Annotated in this window: 15 protein-coding genes; 3 read left to right on the forward strand and 12 right to left on the reverse strand. The window is 43.5% G+C overall.

The annotated features are described in order from the left end of the window. Nucleotides 1-99: 99 nt before the first annotated feature. Both AAA943_RS05095 and rocF read right to left on the reverse strand, forming a co-directional pair. Entirely contained in the window at nt 100-510 is a 411-nt protein-coding gene (locus AAA943_RS05095) for a GxxExxY protein (RefSeq protein WP_338223150.1), read from the reverse strand. Nucleotides 511-569: 59 nt separating this feature from the next. Beyond that, nucleotides 570-1,520 (reverse strand): arginase, encoded by a 951-nt coding sequence (gene rocF / locus AAA943_RS05100; RefSeq protein WP_338223151.1) that lies wholly within the window; start codon nt 1,518-1,520, stop codon nt 570-572. 275 nt (nt 1,521-1,795) lie between these two features. On the opposite strand from rocF, the gene AAA943_RS05105 reads away from it, so the two are divergent. Beyond that, nucleotides 1,796-3,184, forward strand: coding sequence for an arginine decarboxylase (locus AAA943_RS05105; RefSeq protein WP_338223152.1), 1,389 nt, complete (start codon nt 1,796-1,798; stop codon nt 3,182-3,184). 106 nt (nt 3,185-3,290) lie between these two features. On the opposite strand, the gene AAA943_RS05110 is transcribed toward AAA943_RS05105, so the two are convergent. The 5 genes from AAA943_RS05110 to uxaC form a co-directional block, all read right to left on the reverse strand. After that, the gene (locus AAA943_RS05110) at nt 3,291-4,013 is read right to left on the reverse strand and encodes a DUF5715 family protein (RefSeq protein WP_338223153.1); all 723 of its coding nucleotides are present in this window, start codon (nt 4,011-4,013) and stop codon (nt 3,291-3,293) included. 210 nt (nt 4,014-4,223) lie between these two features. Continuing rightward, on the reverse strand, nt 4,224-6,005 hold the full coding sequence (locus AAA943_RS05115) for an acyl-CoA dehydrogenase family protein (RefSeq protein WP_338223154.1): 1,782 nt from the start codon (nt 6,003-6,005) through the stop codon (nt 4,224-4,226). Between the two features lie 160 nt (nt 6,006-6,165). After that, entirely contained in the window at nt 6,166-7,347 is a 1,182-nt protein-coding gene (gene uxuA / locus AAA943_RS05120; RefSeq protein ID WP_338223155.1) for a mannonate dehydratase, read from the reverse strand. A 104-nt stretch (nt 7,348-7,451) separates the two neighbouring features. Then, nucleotides 7,452-8,273: an SDR family oxidoreductase gene (locus AAA943_RS05125; protein WP_338223156.1), complete on the reverse strand. Its 822-nt coding sequence runs from the start codon at nt 8,271-8,273 to the stop codon at nt 7,452-7,454. Beyond that, entirely contained in the window at nt 8,273-9,712 is a 1,440-nt protein-coding gene (gene uxaC, locus AAA943_RS05130; protein WP_338223157.1) for a glucuronate isomerase, read from the reverse strand. The genes AAA943_RS05125 and uxaC overlap by 1 nt, the downstream gene beginning before the upstream one ends. Nucleotides 9,713-9,894: 182 nt before the next feature. Here uxaC and AAA943_RS05135 point away from each other — a divergent pair, with 182 nt between their 5' ends. Then, the gene (locus AAA943_RS05135) at nt 9,895-10,920 is read left to right on the forward strand and encodes a LacI family DNA-binding transcriptional regulator (protein ID WP_338223158.1); all 1,026 of its coding nucleotides are present in this window, start codon (nt 9,895-9,897) and stop codon (nt 10,918-10,920) included. Between the two features lie 77 nt (nt 10,921-10,997). On the opposite strand, the gene AAA943_RS05140 is transcribed toward AAA943_RS05135, so the two are convergent. The 4 genes from AAA943_RS05140 to AAA943_RS05155 form a co-directional block, all read right to left on the reverse strand. Next, nucleotides 10,998-12,674 carry a RagB/SusD family nutrient uptake outer membrane protein gene (locus AAA943_RS05140; RefSeq protein WP_338223159.1) on the reverse strand — a complete coding sequence of 559 codons (1,677 nt, stop codon included), beginning with the start codon at nt 12,672-12,674 and terminating at the stop codon, nt 10,998-11,000. A gap of 17 nt (nt 12,675-12,691) precedes the next feature. Beyond that, nucleotides 12,692-15,715: a SusC/RagA family TonB-linked outer membrane protein gene (locus AAA943_RS05145; protein WP_338223160.1), complete on the reverse strand. Its 3,024-nt coding sequence runs from the start codon at nt 15,713-15,715 to the stop codon at nt 12,692-12,694. Nucleotides 15,716-16,189: 474 nt separating this feature from the next. Continuing rightward, nucleotides 16,190-17,539, reverse strand: a complete 1,350-nt coding sequence (locus tag AAA943_RS05150) for a Gfo/Idh/MocA family protein (protein WP_338223161.1) — start codon at nt 17,537-17,539, stop codon at nt 16,190-16,192. A 21-nt stretch (nt 17,540-17,560) separates the two neighbouring features. Beyond that, nucleotides 17,561-18,943, reverse strand: coding sequence for a 3-keto-disaccharide hydrolase (locus AAA943_RS05155; protein WP_338223162.1), 1,383 nt, complete (start codon nt 18,941-18,943; stop codon nt 17,561-17,563). A 171-nt stretch (nt 18,944-19,114) separates the two neighbouring features. Between AAA943_RS05155 and AAA943_RS05160 the strand changes: the two genes are divergently transcribed. After that, a complete protein-coding gene (locus AAA943_RS05160) occupies nt 19,115-20,278 on the forward strand; it encodes a THUMP domain-containing class I SAM-dependent RNA methyltransferase (protein ID WP_338223163.1) in 1,164 nt (387 codons plus the stop codon). A 58-nt stretch (nt 20,279-20,336) separates the two neighbouring features. On the opposite strand, the gene AAA943_RS05165 is transcribed toward AAA943_RS05160, so the two are convergent. Continuing rightward, nucleotides 20,337-20,837 (reverse strand): nuclear transport factor 2 family protein, encoded by a 501-nt coding sequence (locus AAA943_RS05165; protein WP_338223164.1) that lies wholly within the window; start codon nt 20,835-20,837, stop codon nt 20,337-20,339. Between the last annotated feature and the right edge of the window lie 268 nt (nt 20,838-21,105).

Raw genomic sequence — 21,105 nt, forward strand, 5'->3', positions numbered from 1 at the left:
TAAAATTAGAGTTCGCAAAGGTAAGATTACAGAGATTAATAGATAAAGTAATGGACATGGAGTTCGAAGTGTGAAGATAGAACGCTCTTCCCAGAGTTTTTAATAGGATAAGTACCGAAACCGATCATTTATGACTCTTTGAAGACCGAATTTTAAAAGAGTTACGTTGAAATTCATCAATAACCCAAGTTTATAATTCCCCAAGTTTAAGTAGTTTAATATTTGGGCCAAGTGAAGATCATTTAGGTGTTCAACTGATTTAATTTCTAACACCAGTTTATTTTCAACCAAGATATCGATTTTGTAAGCTGCCTCGATTCGTATATCATCCATCTCTAAGGGAAGAATTTTCTCAACCTCGATTTGAAAGCCTTCCTTCATAAGTTTTTTTGCCAATAGTTTTTTGTAGGCATTTTCCAAAAGCCCTGGTCCCAAAGCTTTATGGACTTCTATCGCAAAACCAATTACCTTGTTCGCCAATTGGTCTTCTGAATAATTGGAGAAAGACATGTTCAACCACCTTTGAGTCCTTAAATTTAATCTTTGGGTTCTTGGCGGTGAAAATTTTTCTAGAAATTATCCACAAGTGATTTGGTGGTCACTTCAAGGACTTCAAAGGCGGCTTCCGCCATGGTATTTTCGGAGTCTAAAGTGGGATTTACTTCCACGATTTCCCAGCAGCAGACACGCTTGTCTTTGATCAGTTCGGCATTGAGCTCGATGGCTTCCTGCACGGTCAATCCATTGGGGACAGGAGTGCCAGTTCCAACTGATATAGAACTGTCCAGGCTATCCACATCAAAGGATATGTAAATCTGATCGCAGGACTTGAGGATTTCAAGGGCTTGCTCAGCAATTCGTTTTACTCCTTGCTTTCTTACCTCCTCTGTAGTGAAATTCCGTATACCGAACTTTTCCATCAGGAATTGCTCAGGCTTTTCGGTATCACGAACTGAGATAAACACAATATCTTTTGGGTTGATCTTTGGGAAATCCCCACCGATTTTCTTGATTTTTTCCCAGAAAAGAAGGGTATCTTCGGTTGGTTGATTGATTTGGCAATCTGCATTATCGAGTTGACTGACCATAGCCAAAGGCATCCCGTGCATATTACCCGAAGGGGTAGTCAATGGGGTATGCAAATCAGCATGGGCATCGATCCAGATCACCCCGAGGCTTTTTTCCGGGTGAGCGGCTTTGATTCCCATGATGGTCCCGGCAGCCGTGCTGTGGTCTCCCGCCAAAACAATAGGGAATTTCTTTTCCAAGCGGAGAGATTCTATTGTGGAATAGACATTTTTGAGCACCTGATAGACGCCATCAATGTATTTTGCATGCGGGAATTTATTTCCTTTCCAAAGGTAATTATTGGCGTCAGGGATATTGATGGGCTCGAACTGAGTGAAAAAGTCTGATTTTTTGTCCAAGCTGGCGATTTTCAATGCGTCTATACCAAGACTTGCGCCCCGGGTACCTGCTGCAATTTCTGAACGGACCTCGACTAGTTTGATGTCTCTCATAGGTGAGTTATAGTTGGGTTTAAGCTGGGCTAATGCCGGTGCGAAACTACTTAAAAAGGTCCATTTTTCCTTTGTGAATCAAAAAACCAATTCAGTTTTACAAATTTCCCACTTGAGATTTTTGAAAATTGCCAATGGAAGAGGACTCATTTTCTATTAATCCGCTCAAACAACCTTTTTTCTAAACCGGGGTTCATTTATCAGGGATTCATTTGATATACCCCGATAAAAAAGCAAATTTTGCATCCCAAACTTGTATTATAAACCTCACTTTAATGAACAGATACATAGACCTGATTCAGCAGACTTTTGACTTTCCCACCAAGGAATTCCATGTTGAAAACAACGAATTATTTTTTAACGGGGTAAATCTCATGGAGATCATTCAGACTTATGGGACACCGCTAAAGCTGACCTATCTGCCGAAAATTTCTGAAAGTATACAAAACGCAAAAACCTATTTCAACAACGCGATCAAGGCCCATGATTACCATGGGAGGTATACCTATTGCTATTGCACCAAATCCTCTCATTTCAGCTTTGTACTCAATGAGGCTTTGAAAAACGACATCCATATCGAAACCTCCTCGACCTTTGATATTCCTTTGGTCAGAAGCCTGTACGAAAAGGGGAAAATTACCAAAGACACCTACATAATCTGCAACGGATTTAAGCGGGATTTGTACAAAAAGTACATTACCGAATTGCTCAATGACGGTTTTGTCAACTGTGTTCCCATTTTGGATAATTTGGGGGAAATTGACTATTACCTGGAGCACGTGAAGGTTCCCTTTCAGGTTGGCATCCGAATAGCGGCCGATGAAGAGCCCAAGTTTGGTTTCTATACCTCCCGTTTGGGAGTAAGATATAATGATATCATCCAGCTTTACGAAGAGAAGATCAAGGACCATCCTTTGGTAAGTTTGAAGATGTTGCATTTCTTCATCAATTCCGGCATACGGGATACTGCTTATTACTGGTCTGAATTGACCCGATTCATTCAGAAATATGTGGATTTGAAGAAAATCGCCCCAAGTTTGGATACGATGGATATCGGTGGGGGATGGCCGATCAAGACCAATGTTTTCTTTGATTACGATTACCAATACATGGCTGATCAGATCGTGAAAAACATCAAATGGATGTGTGCCAAAAACAACACAACCGAGCCGAATATTTTCACTGAATTTGGAAGCTACACGGTAGGAGAGAGCGGGGCAGTATTGTATTCCATATTGGATGAAAAACTCCAAAATGATAAGGAACTTTGGTACATGATCGATGGATCATTTATTACTCAACTGCCTGACAGCTGGGGATTGAATCAAAAGTACATCATGCTGGCTGTGAATAATTGGGATGAAACCTACCAAGGGATTTCTTTGGGAGGATTGACTTGTGATAGCATGGACTATTACAACTCAGAAGCCCACCAGTACAATATCTATCTGCCTAAAATTGAAAAGGGAAGAACTCAGTATATCGGATTTTTCCACACCGGGGCCTATCAGGAATCCTTGGGAGGTTATGGGGGAATTCAGCATTGCCTGATTCCTGCGCCCAAGCATGTATTGATCGACAAGGACGAAAACGGGGAGATCAAGCATTGGCTTTTTGCCAAAGATCAGACCGAGGAGAGCATGCTGAAGACTTTGGGGTATTAGGAATAAGAAGACAAAAGACGAATACTTTTACTTCGCTCAGTACAGGCGATAGAAATAAAAAAGACCGCTGAGAGGCGGTTTTTTTGGTTTTAAATGATCCGAAAAATCACCTCACCGTCACATGATAGCAACTCTGCTTTCGCTCTTTGATGACGAAGATCTTGCCCGATTCCTGAAAGTGGTTCAGAACCTTTTCAAGATTTCTCTGAGCTTTTTGATCCCAAGACTTGACTCCATTGAACCGGATATAGGAGATGTCAAAGGATACCCCAAAGGAATGAGAGCTATTTCCAGCAGTGGCATTTCGGTTTCGCTTTTTTAAGTTCACCTGCTGATCCATGGTCCGGGTAGCTGAGGATATGGAGAAAAAGTTGCCTTCTCCAGCCAATATCTCATACATCAGCCCCATTTCTTCCAATACTTTCTTGGAGTGGGGAGTCACGTAAGGATGACTGTGGGTAAGGGGCTCAAGCCTGTACCCATTTCCTGAATTTATTTCCACCAACTTGTGATTATTGATCAGATCGAAAAGCATTTCCTCGGCTTCGATGATTCCAACTCCCTGATATTCAGCGGCTGACAAATGATCCTCATAGGCATCCTTAGCTAGGCTTCCTTTCAGTTTGGGCACTTCGATAAGTTCCGGTAAATCCACCGAAATTGGGATAGGCAGTTCTCTGGTGATTGGGTCTGGTTTCTCTTCAGAGATAGAGAGGGAGTGGTTCTCCATCAGCTGTCCGATGGCAGGTTTGAAAAAAAAAATCAGAATGCTAACGGTAAAGGCAAGAATAAAAAATACAAGGGTGAATCTACGAATGCTTTTATCCATTGGTATTATTTCGTTGAATTGCTGCTCTCATTGGTTTTCTCTTTTTCTCTACTGCTAAAGTAACTCTTGTCTTTTACAAGCTTGTATTGATTTTCAAAAACTTGAAGTCCAACAAGAGGAACTTTTCCTTATTGCTTATTCCAAAACGGAAAACTGGGGAAAATCATTGTTTATAGGCAGTTGAAATTCAATTGTCTAGGTAGCCTAGGTTTAAAGCCACTCTCTCTTGATATCCAAGGTAGGGAAAGACTTAGAATGAAACCGGGGAAGCAATCCTTCAATTTTAGTCAATTCATACTCCATGAAGTAGCGGGCAGTCTCCAATTTGCCCAAATAGAAGTTTTGATCTGAATTTCCTTTGCTCAAAGTTTTTTGGGCGGTAATCGCCTGCCGAAGCCACATCCATCCGACAGTCAATATTCCGCTGGCTTCCAAAAACAAAGTAGCGTCTGCCAAATATTTTTCAGGACCTAGGTTCATTCGGAATAGAAGCTGAGCCACTCCCTGATTGAATTTATTCAGAATGGCCTCAAAGCCTTTCGTCAACTCTTTTAAGTTTTCTATTTCGCCGGCTTCCTGGACGGTCTTTTGAATTTCTTTTTGCAGGAGTTTCCAACCCAATCCCTCTTCCAAAAGCACCTTTCTTCCCAATAGGTCTATCCCGTGAATTCCCGTTGTCCCTTCGTGAATCGGGTGAATCCTAGCTTCTCTGTAGTACTGTTCCACAGGAAAATCTGTAGTGTACCCCGCACCTCCCAATATCTGAATCGCAGCAGAAGTGCATTGGACTCCCATTTCGGATGGATAGGACTTGGCAATAGGGGTGAGCAAGTCCAAAAGGAGATGCATTTCTTTTTTCTTTTCGGGATTCTCTTCCTGTGATATTTTATCGGAAAGGATTCCGCAATAAACCAGAAGGGCTAGAGTCCCCTCAGTCACGCTTTTCTGGAAGAGGAGCATTCTTTTTACGTCCGCATGCTCGATGATTGGTACCTGAGGTTTGTTGAGATCTTTTTCAGTCAATTTTCTTCCCTGTGGTCTTTCTTTAGCATAGGCAAGGGAGGATTGGAAAGCTGCTGTTGCGATCGCTACAGCATTCATTCCTACGCCCAGTCGAGCTTCATTCATCATTTGAAACATGTATTTCAGCCCTTGATTGGGTTTACCTACCAAGTACCCTTCGCAAGCATCCTTGCTTCCGATCATCAAGTGCGCTATGGGAGCGCCTTTGTACCCCATCTTGTGATAAATCCCTTGAGTGAGGACGTCATTTGGCTTTCCGTCTTCTCTAACTTGGGGCACCACAAATAAGGATATTCCTTTGGTCCCAGCAGGAGCACCCTGAATTCGTGCCAGCATTAGATGAATAATGTTTTCGCAGGCGTCATGATCCCCTGCAGATATATAAATCTTCTGTCCTTTGATATGAAATATGCCCGCTTTTTCTGTGGGAAGGGCTGAGGTAGTCAAATCAGACAGTGAACTGCCTGCATCAGGCTCCGTCAAAGCCATGGTCCCCTGCCACTTGCCTGAATACATGTTGGGGGTGAATCTATCTACCAACTCTTTTGACCCAAACGTTCGGATCAGATTGGCTGCACCGGTAGTCAGAAAAGGAAATACACTGGCTGAATAATTGGCTGCCTGCATGATAAATCCTGCACAGAGGTGGATGGTCCAAGGAAGCTGCTGTCCTCCTTCTTCGTAAGAAAAAATGGACTGAATCCATCCGTCTTCTCCAAACTGACTGATGATTGATTTCATTTTGGGATGAATCCGAATCTTGCCATCAACAAGCTGTGGCTCATTTCTGTCCATTTCCTTAAAAATCGGATAGAGGGAATTGACCGAAATCTGCTCTGCAGCATCCAGAATTAGCTTGAAAGTTTCCTCTGAATGATCGGAGAAATAGGGGAGTTCAATTAGCTCTAAACTATTTTGGTTTTCAAAAAGCTGGAAAAGAAGGTCTTTTTTGGAGTAAAATTCAGCCATGGTTGGGTCTATTGGTTTACTGGCTAAGATAACTTCGAAGAAAGTGTAATCCTTTTTTTGTAAAAAACTTTTCCCAGAACAGAGGTTCCGGTAAAATGAGATGAGCAAAAAAATCCCCGGAAAAGGCTTTTTCCGGGGAAGAGTGATTAAGCGGAATCAGTTATTTTCTTTTTTTCATCCATACCAAGGCTTCTTCCACCCCTCGGATTTCTGCCAGCCCTTTTAGCCTTCCTATTCCGGTGTAGCCTGGATTAGATACTTTTTTATTCAAATCGTCAAGCATTTGATGGCCGTGGTCCGGTCTCATCGGGATGCTTTTTTTACGCTTTTCCTGCCAAGTCAATATCTCATCAACGACTTCAACCATGGGCACATTTCCTTCCAAATGGTTGTCTTCATAGAAGTTACCTTCGGCATCCCGCTTGGTGCTTCGCAAATGGATAAAATGAATCCTATCTCCAAATTCTCTCACCATAGCTGGGAGGTCATTATCAGCACGAACTCCATAAGACCCCGTACAGAAAGTCAACCCATTGTGATGACTTGGAGTCTGGGTAAGAATCCTTCTGGCATCTGCAGCTGTACTTACTACTCTTGGGAGTCCGTAAAGAGAAAAAGGAGGATCGTCAGGATGAATGCATAGATATACCCCAGCTTCTTCCGCTACAGGTGTGACCGCGTCCAAAAACATCCTCAAATGTTCCGCAAGTTTAGTTGCATCTATTCCGGAATAAGTTTGGAGCATGGCCTTAAACTCATCCAAAGTGTAACCAATCTCAGACCCAGGTAATCCCTTTAGAATATTGTCCAAAATAAGTTGTTTGGCATCTGGGCTCAGTCGGTCATAGTAGGCTCTGGTTTCTTCGATTTCCTCTCGGCTATACTCCGAAAATGCTTCCTTTCGCTCAAGAATAAATAAATCAAAAGCCACCACTGCCTTTTTCTCGTATAGTAGAGCTTTTGCTCCGTTGGGAAGTTCATACTCCAAATTGGTGCGGGTCCAGTCCAAAATGGGCATGAAATTGTAACAAACTGTGTAAACACCTTCTGCAGCCAAATTGCGTAAGGTTTGCTTATAGTTTTCAATGAGTTGAAGGAAATCCCCTGTTCTGGTTTTGATTTGCTCATGCACCGGAACCGATTCAACTACAGACCAGATCAGGCCGGCATCTTCTATGGTCTTTTTTCGGATTTGAATTTCTTCTCTTGACCAGACTTCCCCATTGGGAATATGGTGAAGGGCCGTGACAATACCTGTAGCGCCTGCCTGTCGGATATCACGGAGACTTACCGGATCTTTGGGACCATACCAGCGCATGGTCTGTTCCATTCTAAAGCTCATATAAAGCGTATTTTATATTTTATTGATTTTTAAAAAGTTAAAAGTTAATAGTTATGTGTTAAACCCTTTCTTTCCCTTAACCTTTTAACTTTTAACCCTTAACTCTAAACCCCCGAGTAGGCACTGAATCCTCCATCAACAGCCACTATGGTGCCTGTGACAAATGCCGAGGCATCACTGCAAAGCCACTGTAGCGCTCCCAGAAGATCTTCTGGCTTTCCAAATCGATTCATAGGGGTATGGGTAATGATTTGATTTCCTCTTTGGGTAAGCGAACCATCTGCTTCAGTGAGTAAGGTTCTGTTTTGCTCGGTGAGGAAAAAACCCGGAGCGATAGCATTGACCCTGAATTCAGGCCCGTGTTTTTGAGCCAATTCTACGGACAGCCATTTGGTCAGATTGTCGATAGCTGCTTTTGCTGAGGCGTAGCCCATGACCCGTGTCATAGGTCGGGTAGCTGCCATAGAGCTGATATTAAGGATGTTTCCTTTTCCGTTTTTTAGCATGAGTGGGAGCAAAGCCCGGATTGGGAGGACTGTTCCTAAATAGTTTAAGTCCATTACCTTCCTAAGGGAATCTGTGTCTAGGTCGAGGAAATTTTGATCAGGTCTGATGACCGCGCCGGGCATATTTCCACCTGCCGAGTTGATCAAAACATCGATTCCACCGTGCTGAGATTCGATGACTTGGGCTACTTTCTGCAGAGAATCTTCATCAGTTACATCGACGAAATATCCCCAAGCTTTACCGCCATGAGAGTTGATTTCGCTGACCAGATTACTGACTTTGTCTGGAGTCCGGCCCAAGATGAGCAGCTCAGCTCCTTCTTTTGCTAGATGTAAGGCCAAAGTCGTCCCTAGGACTCCAGTAGCTCCTGAGAATGCAATTTTTTTTCCTTCTAAAGAAAATAGGGAAGAGGAGTTCATCAAATTCGGTAATTACTTAGTGAAAAGTCGAAATAGTTTTTGGCATTGTGGTAGCAAATATCTGTGATCAGCTTACCCAGCCACTTTTCATCCCAAGGTAGCTCACCGTTTTCCACATCCTGACCAAAAAGATTACAGAGAATCCTGCGGAAATATTCATGTCTTGGAAATGATAAAAAGCTTCTCGAATCAGTCAACATCCCAATAAAACAGCTAATCAAGCCCATATTGGACAGGGTATTCATCTGCTTTTCCATGCCGTCTTTCTGGTCCAAGTACCACCATCCTGAACCAAATTGAATTTTTCCTTTGACAGATCCATCGTTGAAGTTGCCGATCATGGTGGCGAAAACCTCATTGTCCCTTGGATTGAGGTTGTATAAAACAGTTTTGGTCAATTGATCAGTACTGTCCAATTCGTTGAGAAATTTGGCCAATGCGATCGCCTGATCGAAATCTCCAATTGAGTCAAATCCTGTATCTGGTCCCAAAACTTTGAGCATTCTGGAGTTAGTATTTCTCAGGGCTCCTAGGTGAAACTGCTGAACCCATCCTTTGGCGTGGTACATTTTTGCCAACTTCTTCAGCACTTTGAATTTGAAATATTCGATTTCCTCTGGTGAGGGTATATTTCCACGTAGGACCTTCTGAAGAATTCCATCTGCAGAAAGACGGCTATCGGATGAGTAAACCAATTTTTCAAGCCCATGGTCAGAAAGGCGGCAACCTCTTGAGTGGAAAAATTCTACCCGATTGGACAAAGCCTCAATCAGGGTGTCAAAGGAATTGATTTCAAAACCTACGCGATCGGAGAGCTTTTCCAGGTAGGCCCGGTAATTTTCAGGATTTTCTATAGCGAATGATTTATCTGGCCGGAATGCCGGGTAAAGTTGAACCAGACCTTTGCTATGAAAGTAAGCTTCATGATGCTCAAGAGTATCCGTGGGATCGTCAGTACTGCATATTAATTCAACATTCATTCTTTCCAAGAGTTGCTGAGTCGTAAATCGATCCTCCTGAAGCATTTCTGTAGTTTTGAAATAGATTTCCTGGGCATTATTTGGTCCTAAGAGATCATCTACATCGAAATACCTTTTCAACTCCATCTGACTCCAATGGTATAGTGGATTACGCATGGTGTAGGGGAGGGTATATGCCCATTTTTCAAACTTTTCCGGGTCGGATGCATTTCCGGTGATGTATTTTTCATTTACCCCGAGAGTTCGCATTGCCCTCCATTTGTAATGGTCTCCAGCCAGCCATATTTTTGAAATGTTCTCAAACTTTTTGTTTTGCCTGATTTCGGCGGGGGGGAGGTGATTGTGATAATCTATGATAGGGAGGTCTTTTGCATAGTCGTGATAAAGGATTTTTGCATATTCATTTTTTAGCAAAAAATCTTCCGACAGGAAAGTATGGTGAGATTGTACAGGTATCATTTTGGGCTGGATGGCTTTATTGAAGGCCTTTGTTTCAGAATTAAATTTATCCTTTATCCACCTTCTGAAAACAGCTAAATACGGAAACGATTGCACATTTTATTTAAATGGAAATAATTCACTATTTTGATTGAGCAAAATTTTTGAAGAAATTTTTCCCAATAATAAACCCAATCTGATCTATGAGTACCGGTGTTAACCTCAAAGAACTTGCTGCTGAGTTGAAGCTTTCCCCATCGACAGTTTCCCGAGCACTCAACGACAGCTATGAAATCAGCGAAGCGACCAAAAAGAAGGTCATCAGCATGGCTGAGAAGCTGAACTATCAACCTAACCCCTTTGCAAGAAGTCTTCGGGAAAACAAAAGCAAGACGATAGCAGTGGTCATACCTGAACGAATGAGTAATTTCTTTTCCAAAGTGGTGGACGGAATCGAGGAAGTCACTCAAGAACATGGGTATCACTTGCTGGTGTATTGCACTCACGAAGATGTGGATCGGGAGAAAAAAATCGTCAATCTCCTGATGAATGGAAGGGCGGATGCCATTGTCATGTCGGTTTCCAGTCAGACCAGCGATATTTCCCATCTGACCCGTCTACATGAGCGGGGATTTCCATTGGTATTCTTTGACCGAATCTGTCCGGCGATTCCTACCACCAAATTTATCACCAACGATTACGAAAGCGGCTTTGAAGGCACCAAGCATCTGATTCAGCAGGGTTGCCGCAAGATTGCCTTTCTCATGCTGTCCAAGGAGCTGTCCATCACCAAAGAGCGGCATAGGGGCTATTTAGATGCCTTGAGACAGGCAGGGCTGTCTCCTGAGCCTCAGCTGAATATCACCTGTTGCCAGGAGGAAGAAGAAAATATAGAATCGATTCGCAAGCTGCTTATCGGGCCTAATCGGCCTGATGGAATTCTTTCTTCAGTCGAAAAATTGGCTTTGGCTACCTATCATGCGGTAAAAAGAACCGATTTAAAAATACCCAATGATCTAAAAATTATCTCTTTTTTCTCGAATCTGAGCATTGCAAGCCTGCTAAATCCATCTTTGACCACGATCACTCAACCGGCTTTTACGATTGGTGAAGAATGTGCCAAGTTACTAATCAAAAAACTGACAAAGCCCAGGCAGCCTGACTTGCCCAATCAAGTAATCACCATTCCTTCCCACATCACCATTCGATCCTCAACCATAGTGTTATAGTTTTTTTTGGTTTTCTTAATTAAAAAAAGGGGCGCTGAATTTCAGCGCCCCCTTTTTGTTTTCAATGAGGAGTTGGATCAATAGCCGGGATTTTGCGGGAATCCGGATTCATTTCCTGCAGCACGGTCTATCTGATTTTGAGGGATAGGTCGTAGTGTATGGAAGTCCTGAATATTCGGAGCAGCCTGAGGATTGTATTGTTTCACACGCTCCACCAGATTGCCCCATCTTTTCAAATCCAACCAGCGTGTCTGCTCCCCGGTAAGTTCTCTTGCTCTTTCTTCCATCAGGAATTCGAAAGTAAACTGATCAGGAGTGATTTCCATTTGTGCTTCTTTGCCCGGCCAAGCTGCTCTTCTTCTGACAGCATTGATGCTCTCAGTCGCTTCAGCCAATTTTCCCTGACGGAACTGGGCTTCGGCCAAAAGGAGGTAGGTATCAGCCAATCGCATCGCAAGGTAGTTTCTCCCTCCTTCAAATTGCGTCCGGTCTACACGTCCCGGATCCAAATGCTTGGTCAAGGCTGGGAACAGTTTTTCATCGTACATGCTGGGCACCAAGACTTGATACGGTCTCAAGGCCCGCTCTGCCGCGGACATCTCGAAGCCTGGAAGGAACATCGTCGTATCTCCTGTGGCAAAGGTCAGTGAGGGCTTGCTGGTATCGAAAGTCGTATTATAGGTGCCTGGTCTGTTGGAAAGATAGGTGTCTTTGAACGATTTCTTGTACCGGCTATCGTTTTCCCGATTCTGGAAAACAGTTTCCAAAGCGTAAACTGTAGGTCTGTAGCGCTTGAATGGACGGCCGTTTTCCGTATCTCTCTGCATTCCGGGTTGGGTATCGTATTCCATAAGAAAGAACACGTGGGCGTTGTTTCCTCCACCATTGGTCAGAGGACTTCTTGTGTATTGGACAGACCAGATGATTTCATCATTGATTTCATTACCAAAGGCATGCACGTCTCCAAAATCATCCAGCAGTCTCAGCCCTGAGTTTTGGATTACATCCTTTAGCAAAACTTCTGCTTTGGAGTAATCATCACCGGCACCGGAGGAGGAAGTGGCTTTGGTGATATGCACACGTCCCAATAAATGTTCTGCAGCGTACTTGGTAGCTCTTCCGTATTGATTTGAAGCCTTTCGGTCTTCCAAATTTGGAATAGCATCATTCAAATCCTGGATGATGGAGGTGTAGATCTCGGATTCAGGAGTTCTGCTTACTTCATTGGTTGGGATGATGGTTTCCGTAATTCGCAATTCTACAGGACCAAAAAGCTGAACCATCAAGAAATAATGATGGGCACGGATGAATTTGGCTTCTGCAATGCGTTGGGCACGAGTAGTGGCATCCATCCCGGTTACATTGGGTGCACGCTCAATGACCGCATTGCAGGTGTTGATTCCCCGGTACAACTCATCCCAAAGTTCTCTGACATGGCCATTTTGAGAGTCAAACTGATTGGTGTAGGTATTCATGAATTTCCATGAACCGTCAGCCCCGTTGGTGTAGATATCGGTGCCAAACTCTGTGAAATTATTCCCGCGCTCAGTACCGTACCATACTCTCATAGTGCTGTAGGCAGCATTAACAGCATCATCGATTCCTTTTGGAGTATTCAAATACTGCGTACCAATCTGCGAAATCACATCTTCCTGAAGAGCGTCTTCACATGAAGTGGCAAAGGCTAAGCCTGCAAAGAAAAGTGTGGTTTTTCCCCAGGCCAGAAGTCTATTTTTTATTGTATTGATTTTCATTGTCTTCTTGCGTTGAGTTAGAATTTAGCATTGATACCGAAGGTGTATTGAACTACGGGAGGAGCGATGTTGGCATTGATTACACCACCTTCTACCCCTTGTTCGCTGTCAATGAAGGTCTCAGGATCAATTCCTTTGTGTACTTTTCTGTATTCAGAGAAAATAAACGGATTCTGAATGCTGCTATACAATCTCAAGCTGCTGAATCCGATCTTTTTCAATACATTCTCACCAAAGGTGTAGCCAAAGTTGATGTTTCTTACTTTCACGAAAGTTGCGTCAAACAAAGACATGGAAGTATTGTACTTGGGAAACTCTTGGTTTTGATTTGGTCTTGGATACAAATTGGTTGGATTGTTTGGAGTCCAATAATCCACTGCCAAATTGTTGTATCGACCAAAAAGAGAATTGAATCCTTGGTGGAACTGGCTTCTGATCATAGAGCCCACTCTTCCGAAGATGAAGAACGAGAAGTCAAAATTCTTGAAAGTAAATCGGTTGGTCATACCCATGGAAAAATCAGGGACCGGAGAACCCAAAATCACCCGGTCAAGAGAGTTGATTCTTCCGTCTCCATTGGTATCCTGAATCTTGATTTCACCGGGTTTGTCACCAAAAGATTGAGCAACATCTGCTTCATCCAATTGCCAGATTCCGACTTTTTTCAAGTCAAAGAATACGCTCAGTGGCTGACCGATAAATCTTCCTGCGGCAATGTCATCTCCATTGGGAAGCTCAAGAATCTCTTCCCTGTTTCTGGTAAAGAGAATGTCCGTGGACCAGGTGAAGCTTCCTTTTTCAATATTCAAAGTAGAAAGGGTCAATTCGATTCCTCTGTTTTGGGTTTTCCCAACGTTGGTGGTGAATCCGCCAAATCCGGTTGAGTTGGGCAAAGGCTGAGGAGCAAGCAAATCAGAAGTATTGGTGACATAGTACTCCACTGAACCGAAGATTCTGTTCTTGAAAATAGAGAAATCCAAACCTGTATTAAATGTAGTCGAGGTTTCCCATCTCAAATCAGGATTTCCGATAGTATTGGGTCTGTATCCAAATGCAGCCGTTCCGCCACCAGCCCAAGCATAAGAGGTTCTTCCTAGCAAAGGCTGAGTTTGATAAGGGTTGATGGCTTGGTTACCGATAGAACCATAGCTGACACGGAATTTCAACTGATCGATCCAGGAGGAGTTTTTGATAAATCCTTCCTCATGCATATTCCATCCAAAAGCCACTGATGGGAAATATCCGAAGCGGTTGTTTTCCCCGAATCGGGAGCTACCATCGGCACGAATTGTAGCCGTAAGGAGATACTTTCCTTTATACCCATAGTTTGCTCTTGCCATGTAGGAGAGAAGTGCCCATTCAATCAAGTTGGTATTGGCTCCTGTGATTTGGGAGGCATCTCCAAGGCGATGATAGAGTTGGGAAGGATCCGGAATACCCAATACACTGATTGTGGACTGCTCAAATTTATCCTGCTGAAAAGACTGAAGCAGGGTAACGTTCAGGTTATGGTCGGTTCCAAACTTCTTGTCATAAGTCAGAATGTTTTCTATGGTATAATTCAGGTTGAAGCGATCATCCACACTTCCTGTAGCGTCACCCCCTCTTCTTGCATTGGTTTGAGAACCTGTAAATCTTCCGTTTCTTCTGATAGTCAAATCAGGACCAAAATTGAATCGGTAGGTCAATCCTTTAACGATTTCCCAGTTGAGGTAAATACTGTTAAAAATTCTGGTTCTGTAGGTTTCGTCTACTTGTGCTCCGGGAACCACTTCAGCAAACGGATTAGTACGAAGTCCATCAGAAGTCGGTAGGAAGATCAGATTACCTTCGTCATCAAAAGGTTTTCCGAGTGGGTTTTCCTGCAATGCTCCACCGATTGGATTGAAGTTTTCTCCATTTCTTTTGCTGTAAGTAACCAAAGTAGAGGTACCGATTCTCACTTTCTTGTTGAGTTGGTGATCAAGATTGATTCGGAATGTCCCTCGGGTAAAATCCTGATTCTGAATCACTCCCACATCTTTAAAGTAGTTGGAAGAGATGAAGAAGGTGGTTTTTTCACTTCCTCCACTGACTCCCACCTGATGGCTTTGGATACTCCCGTTCCTCATCAGACCAGCGACATAATCCGTGCTCCTTCCTGTGGCAATTCCATCCAATTCAATAGGTTCAAAGATTCGGGCATCTGCATCAGGGGTGGCTGGACCTTCCGGATAGGCTCCGGTTGCTCTTCTTGATTCCCTTTTATATTCTGCAAAGCCCGGTCCGTCAAAGACTTCAATTCTTCCAAGCTCCCTTCCCAGACCGTAATAGCTGTCTACCGAGACCACGGTTTTCCCTGTGCTTCCTCTTCTTGTGGTGATCAACACCACGCCGTTTGCCCCTCTGGATCCATAAATAGCCGTGGCTGATGCATCCTTGAGTACTTCCATGGACGTAATATCCTGAGGGTTGATGTCTTCAAGGCCGCCCACGGTGGGGATTCCATCCACTACATAGAGGGGTTCATTAGAAGCGTTAAATGATCTACGTCCTCTAATCCGCACCTGAGGAGCAGACCCTGGTTTAGAACCAGGTTGAGTTACATCTACCCCTGCAGCACGACCTTGGAGTGCTTGCCGGGCGTCTGTGATGGGGAGTTCCTGGATCTCTTTGCTTCCTACTGAAGAAATCGCCCCAGTGAGCTGACTCTTTTTCTGGGTACCGTATCCTACCACCACCACTTCTTCCAGATCGGATAAGTCTGGATTTAAGCTCACGTCAATTCTGCTTCTATTGCCGATGCTTTCTTCCAGAGTAGTATACCCGATAAAAGAAAACACCAAAACTCCCGAAGAGGGACCGGCGATGGAGTATTTTCCATCCAAATCTGTGGTAGTGCCTCGCGTGGTCCCCTTGAGGAGAATCGAAACACCCGGAATTGGGGTGCCTGTTTCGTCCAAAACGGTCCCATTCACCTGCACATCCTGCGCCAGCGCAAATCCTGCGCTCAGCAACATCATTAACACTACCGAAAGGCATGTGTAAAATTTTGTACGCATAGTTAAAGGGGTTATTGTTATAGATAGATTAGATAATTCAGTTTTCTGCGTTTGAGTATGAGCGGAGAAAATGACTTTTAATTGTTTGTTTAAGGTAGATAGAAGGAAAAATGATCACAATCCCTATTTTCTCGGAATTACGGAATCGATTGCGAACAATTTAATGTATAATAAAACTTAATGTGGCTTTTGGATATATTCAAAAAATAAAATTCTGAACCTGAAAATGGGTAACCGGGGCTGATCTTTTTTGAAGAATTATCAAATGGCTTGAAAAATAGAATAAATGATTTTTATGCAATTGTTTTCGGAAATCAGGGAAGTCAATTGTCTCCTCGGTTTTTTATGATGTTGAATTACCGGAAAGTTCTTTTTAAAAATTGGTTTTTGCATTCAAAAAAAACACCCCCAACCTATACGGATGGAGGTGTCTGGCAAATAAGAAAACCAAATTGAATATTCTGTGTAATAAAATCAAACCTTTGGAGGCTCCCAACCCTTCTCATACTCTCTGGACCAAAGATTCATGGCAGCTTTGGAATTGAGAATTTGCCCGTTTTTAGGGTCACAAGTTAAAGTCTCCCCGGTACGGCTGCTGATATTGGCGAGATGACAAAGAAGCGTGGAAACTGCACCTTCTTCAATGTTGGAGTTCTGCTTTTCCTGTCCCCGCACGGCATTAAAGAAATTGACCACATGGGTGGTACTCATGTCTCCCCCGCCTCCTAGTACGGTACCTCCTTCATTATTGTTTGCCAAATTTGATTTTACTTCTTTTCCGGACCGGTCAAACTGCCTATATCCACCCCGATCCACATATACTGAACCCTCAGTTCCGTAAATAATTGTACCTCGATCGGATCCGTAGGTTTTGTAATTGTTGCGGCTTTTTCCATCCCATTGAATCATTTTCCCTTCTTCGAATGTAAACGTGGCGTCCATGCTGTCATACATGGTCCATCCATCCTCGGGATAATGCATTTTGCCGGATACGACCCTTACTTCAGACGGATAATCTACCTGCAGAGCCCATCTTGCCACGTCAAGCTCGTGGGTTGCATTATTTCCTGTCTCTGCAGTCCCATAATCCCAACCGTACCAGTGCCAGTTGTAATTCCAGGTGTCATGCATATATTGTTTTCTCGGCGCAGGTCCTTGGAAAAGTTCCCAATCCAAACCTTCTGGAGCGGCTTGTTGTACAGGATTGGGTACAGGGCCTCGATTGTTACTGTAGAAAGCTTTGGCCATGTAGACATTGCCGATGGCTCCATTGTGAATAGCGGCAATGATTTCCCGGCTTTCAGGAGCCGAACGCTGCTGATTTCCCATCTGTACTACCTTGTTGTACTTTTTCTGTAGGGCAATCAGCAATTCGCCTTCTCTGGGATTGTGCGAGCAGGGTTTTTCCACATACACGTGTTTTCCACGTTCCAAAGCCAACCAAGTGCCCGGAGCGTGCCAATGGTCAGGAGTAGCATTGATCAACACATCCACTTCCTTGTCTTCCAATACTTTGAGGATATTCTGCTCCTGTTTGGGTTGATAGTCAATCCATTTTTCAAAGTTCTTGGCAGCCTTCGGCATCTGGGATTGCATGGCATCGCAGAGGTAGAGGAGGTTTACGTTGCTAGATTTTAATCCTATGGGTTCATAAAAAGCCCCCAGTCTTCTACCCAAACCAGCGAGCGCTACATTGAGGCGATCATTTGCGCCTAGGATTTTGCTGTAGGATTTGGGAGAAAAAGCAAAAGTTCCAAGAGCTGAAATCCCGATACCAGCGGCAGTGCTTTTCTTGATAAATTCTCTTCTATTGGGTTTTGCCATGGTTTTTTGGGTTTAAGGAAATCAATTTAAGGTTTTTATCTTGATGTTTTTGAAGCTGACCTCATCTCCATGATCCTGCAGGAGGATATGGCCTTGAGGAGCTTCGCCAAAGTTTTCCCAGATTTTGTACTTGGATATCGCTACCAAGTCTCTGAATTCTTGAGAGCCCCGGACGTATTCCACGACCTTTACTCCATTAATGTAATGCTCCACGCGATTGTCGGGATATACCACGACCCGCCCTTTGTTCCATTCTCCGATTGGTCGTACGAATCTTGGCTGCTTGCTTGATGTAATTAAATCATACAGGGAGGAAAGGGTTCTGTTTCCGTCAATTCCCATTTTGGCGTCCGGATGCTTTTCATCATCCAGAATCTGATATTCCAGACCTATTGCGGAGCCTTTGTTTCCTTCAGAAAGAGTAACAAAATATTTTAATCCGCTATTGGCTCCTTCAGTCAATCTAAAGTCAAATGCTAAATCAAAGGCAGAAAACTGCTCAGTGGTTACGATATCTCCTGCATTTTGAGACTCACTTCCATCAGTTTTTGCGATGGTCAAAATCCCGTCGGTAATACTCCATCCCTCAGTAGGGAAAGAATCCTTATAGGCGCCTTTCCATCCTTCGCTGTTTTGTCCGTTGAAAAGCAACCTCCATCCATTGGCAATTTCGTAATCAGTCAGTTGATTGAGTCGGTTATTGACTACTGGCAGGTCTTTGCCCCAAGGTTTAGGGTCCAGATTTTCAGTTTTGATTTTTACATTTTTGAAATAGGTCTTTCTGCCTGCATCTTCAGCATTTCTGATGCTGTGGACCTGAAGTCCGACAAACCCTGTTTTGTCCATATCATCTACCACATAGGCTACTTCTTGTCCGTTTAACCAAGTCTTGATTTCGTCTCCTATCGCTTCGATCCGATAGTGATTGTACTCTCCGATTTTGAAAAGCGACTTGGCCTCTGGGTTGAGATCCACAGGATAGAGCCAGCCTCTTCGGGCCTCATCGTAGATTCCCGCAGACCAACCTCTTTCGGTAGGGTCTGCTTCTATCTGATAGCCAAAAACCAAGCCTTTTCCCTCACGACCTGCCGGGTCGTACTGCCCTCTGGCCATGACACCGGAATTGCTGCTGGAATGCTCTACTTTTAGCTCCAATTCCAAAATAAAATCGCCGAATAGTTCTTCTGTGATCAAAAATGTATTCGGGGAACCCGCCACTGCCGTACCGATGATTTCTCCGTTGGCTACCTCAAAAGTAGCTGTACCTGCCACGGTTTTCCATCCGCTCAGATCTTCACCATTAAATAAGTCTCTCCATCCGTCATTCTGTTCATCCTTTTGGGCACAAGAGCCTAAGGTGATCAGGACAATTGAGGTGATTAAAAATTGATTCCTGTATTTCATAAGTATTTTGAGTTAGGGTATGAGGTAAAATTCCCCATTTCAGCTTGCTGTGACAATGAAATTGCACTCCAAATTACGCAAACGATTGCATCTTTTTTGCCATTTGGGATGAATGGTCAGTGATTGGGAGTCTTTTTCCAAAAACCCAAATTGGTTTGATTACCTTTGCACATGCTTGATTTTAACCAAAAGGGAAAGGTTTTTATTACCTGCAAGGACCGCTCGGTAAGTTATTTGGAAAAAGAAATTCGGGAACTGGGATTTGTTCCTGAAGAGATCGTAAGGACGGGCATCAGCATCAAAGCCTCTCTCGAAGATTGCATGGATCTCAACCTCCATCTCCGAACAGCGTCTCATGTGCTTTATGAGATCAAATCCTTCTATTTGCGTTCTGCAGAGGATATTTATCGACGATTTAAAGCTATCCCATGGGAGGAATATCTGGATGTGGATGGGTACTTTTCTGTCAATTCTGTGGTGGAAAATGAATCGGTAACCACTCCTTTGATTGTTAATGTAAAAGTAAAAGATGCCATTGTGGACCGGTTTCGGGATCTCTATGGAAGGAGACCTGACTCAGGATCGGATTTTTCGGGTTTGGTCTTTCAGGTTTTCTGGAAGGATACGCAAGCTGCTGTATATCTGAATACTTCAGGAGAGACACTGGCTAAGCATGGGTATCGGAAAATTCCGGGTAAAGCCCCAATGATAGAAGCTCTTGCAGCTGCTACGATTTATGCGACCGAATGGAATACCCGAGTTCCTTTCATCAATCCCATGTGTGGTTCGGGTACTCTGGCGATCGAAGCCGCTTTGATGGCAACCCGGAGATACCCTGGACTTTTCCGGGATCAGTATTCTTTCCAATCCATTCTGGGCTATGATCCGGAAGCCTTTTTGGCCAAAAAGAAAAAGCTGGAAAACAAAATCGTGGAGGCTACAGAAGTGAAAATCGTCGCATCGGATATTTCTCTTCAGGCGATATCATTTGCAAGAGAAAACGCGGCATTTGCCGGAGTGGAGCATATGATTGACTTTCAGGTCTGTGATTTTGCGGAGACTTCAATTCCCGAAAAACCCAGAGGAGTTGTCATGTTCAATCCGGAATACGGGGAGAGATTGGGGGAAAACGATGAGTTGGAATTGACGTATCGGCGAATGGGGGACTTTATGAAGCAAAAATGTGCCGGCTACCGGGGGTATATTTTTACCGGAAATCTTGAATTGGCCAAGAAAGTAGGCCTAAAAGCCAGCAGAAGGATCGAATTTTGGAATGGGACGATTGATTGTCGCTTACTGAAATACGATTTGTATTCGGGAAGTAGGGAGGCTTAGTGTCCAGTTTGCAGTAGGCAGTTTGCAGAATGTATCCTCCTAAATAGAGTTGGTTGGGTTAATGAAGGCTGACGACTTTGGAAATCTTCCAACCTTCTGGCCCGTCCTTCCAAAAGACTATAAACCGTCCCATTTTTCTGGGTTCATCAGGAGGATTGTCTGTATTGATGAAATAGTGTAGACCCATTTCTACTGCTCCAAACCCAGGGATAGGATAGACTTCTATGCTATCGGGGACTAAATGACGCGTCACTTTACCGCAGATATTTTTCTGTGTGGATTGGACGATTTCTTCTTTGCTTTTACTCAAGCCACCCTGATCGTGATAAAATTCCAGATCCTCCGCATAAAAATCGGCATATTTTTCCAACTGGGTTTGGCATTCGTTGTAGTACCCAAAAAACTCCTGATCCAACTTTACAATTGTGTTGTAGAGTTCAAGATCATCAGGCACATAGTTTTCAGTAATTCGATAAGTCATCGAATCCTGCGCCATTACTGCTCCCACCTGTGATAAGTACAGGAGACCTGCCAAAATTGATTTCGAAAATTGACTCATCGGTATCCGACTAATCTAAAGGGTAACATGAAAATATTCCTAACCAGATCAAAACTCAAGTCGATCGCAAATCCAAGAAGCTTAAATGGCAACAAAAGAAGCCAAACTATTGGATAGAGAAGCAAGGCCAAAATGGCAATCGGCCAACAGATTACAAAAAGGATACACCAGAGAATAAAGGTCAGCATAGATGGAATTTTTGAATTTTAGGTTCAAAGCCTGTTCCAAATCTTTATATCAGCCCAAACGAACCATAATGACAGTATTT

It is taken from the genome of Algoriphagus confluentis, assembly GCF_036245625.1.
In the GTDB taxonomy this organism is placed as follows: domain Bacteria; phylum Bacteroidota; class Bacteroidia; order Cytophagales; family Cyclobacteriaceae; genus Algoriphagus; species Algoriphagus confluentis.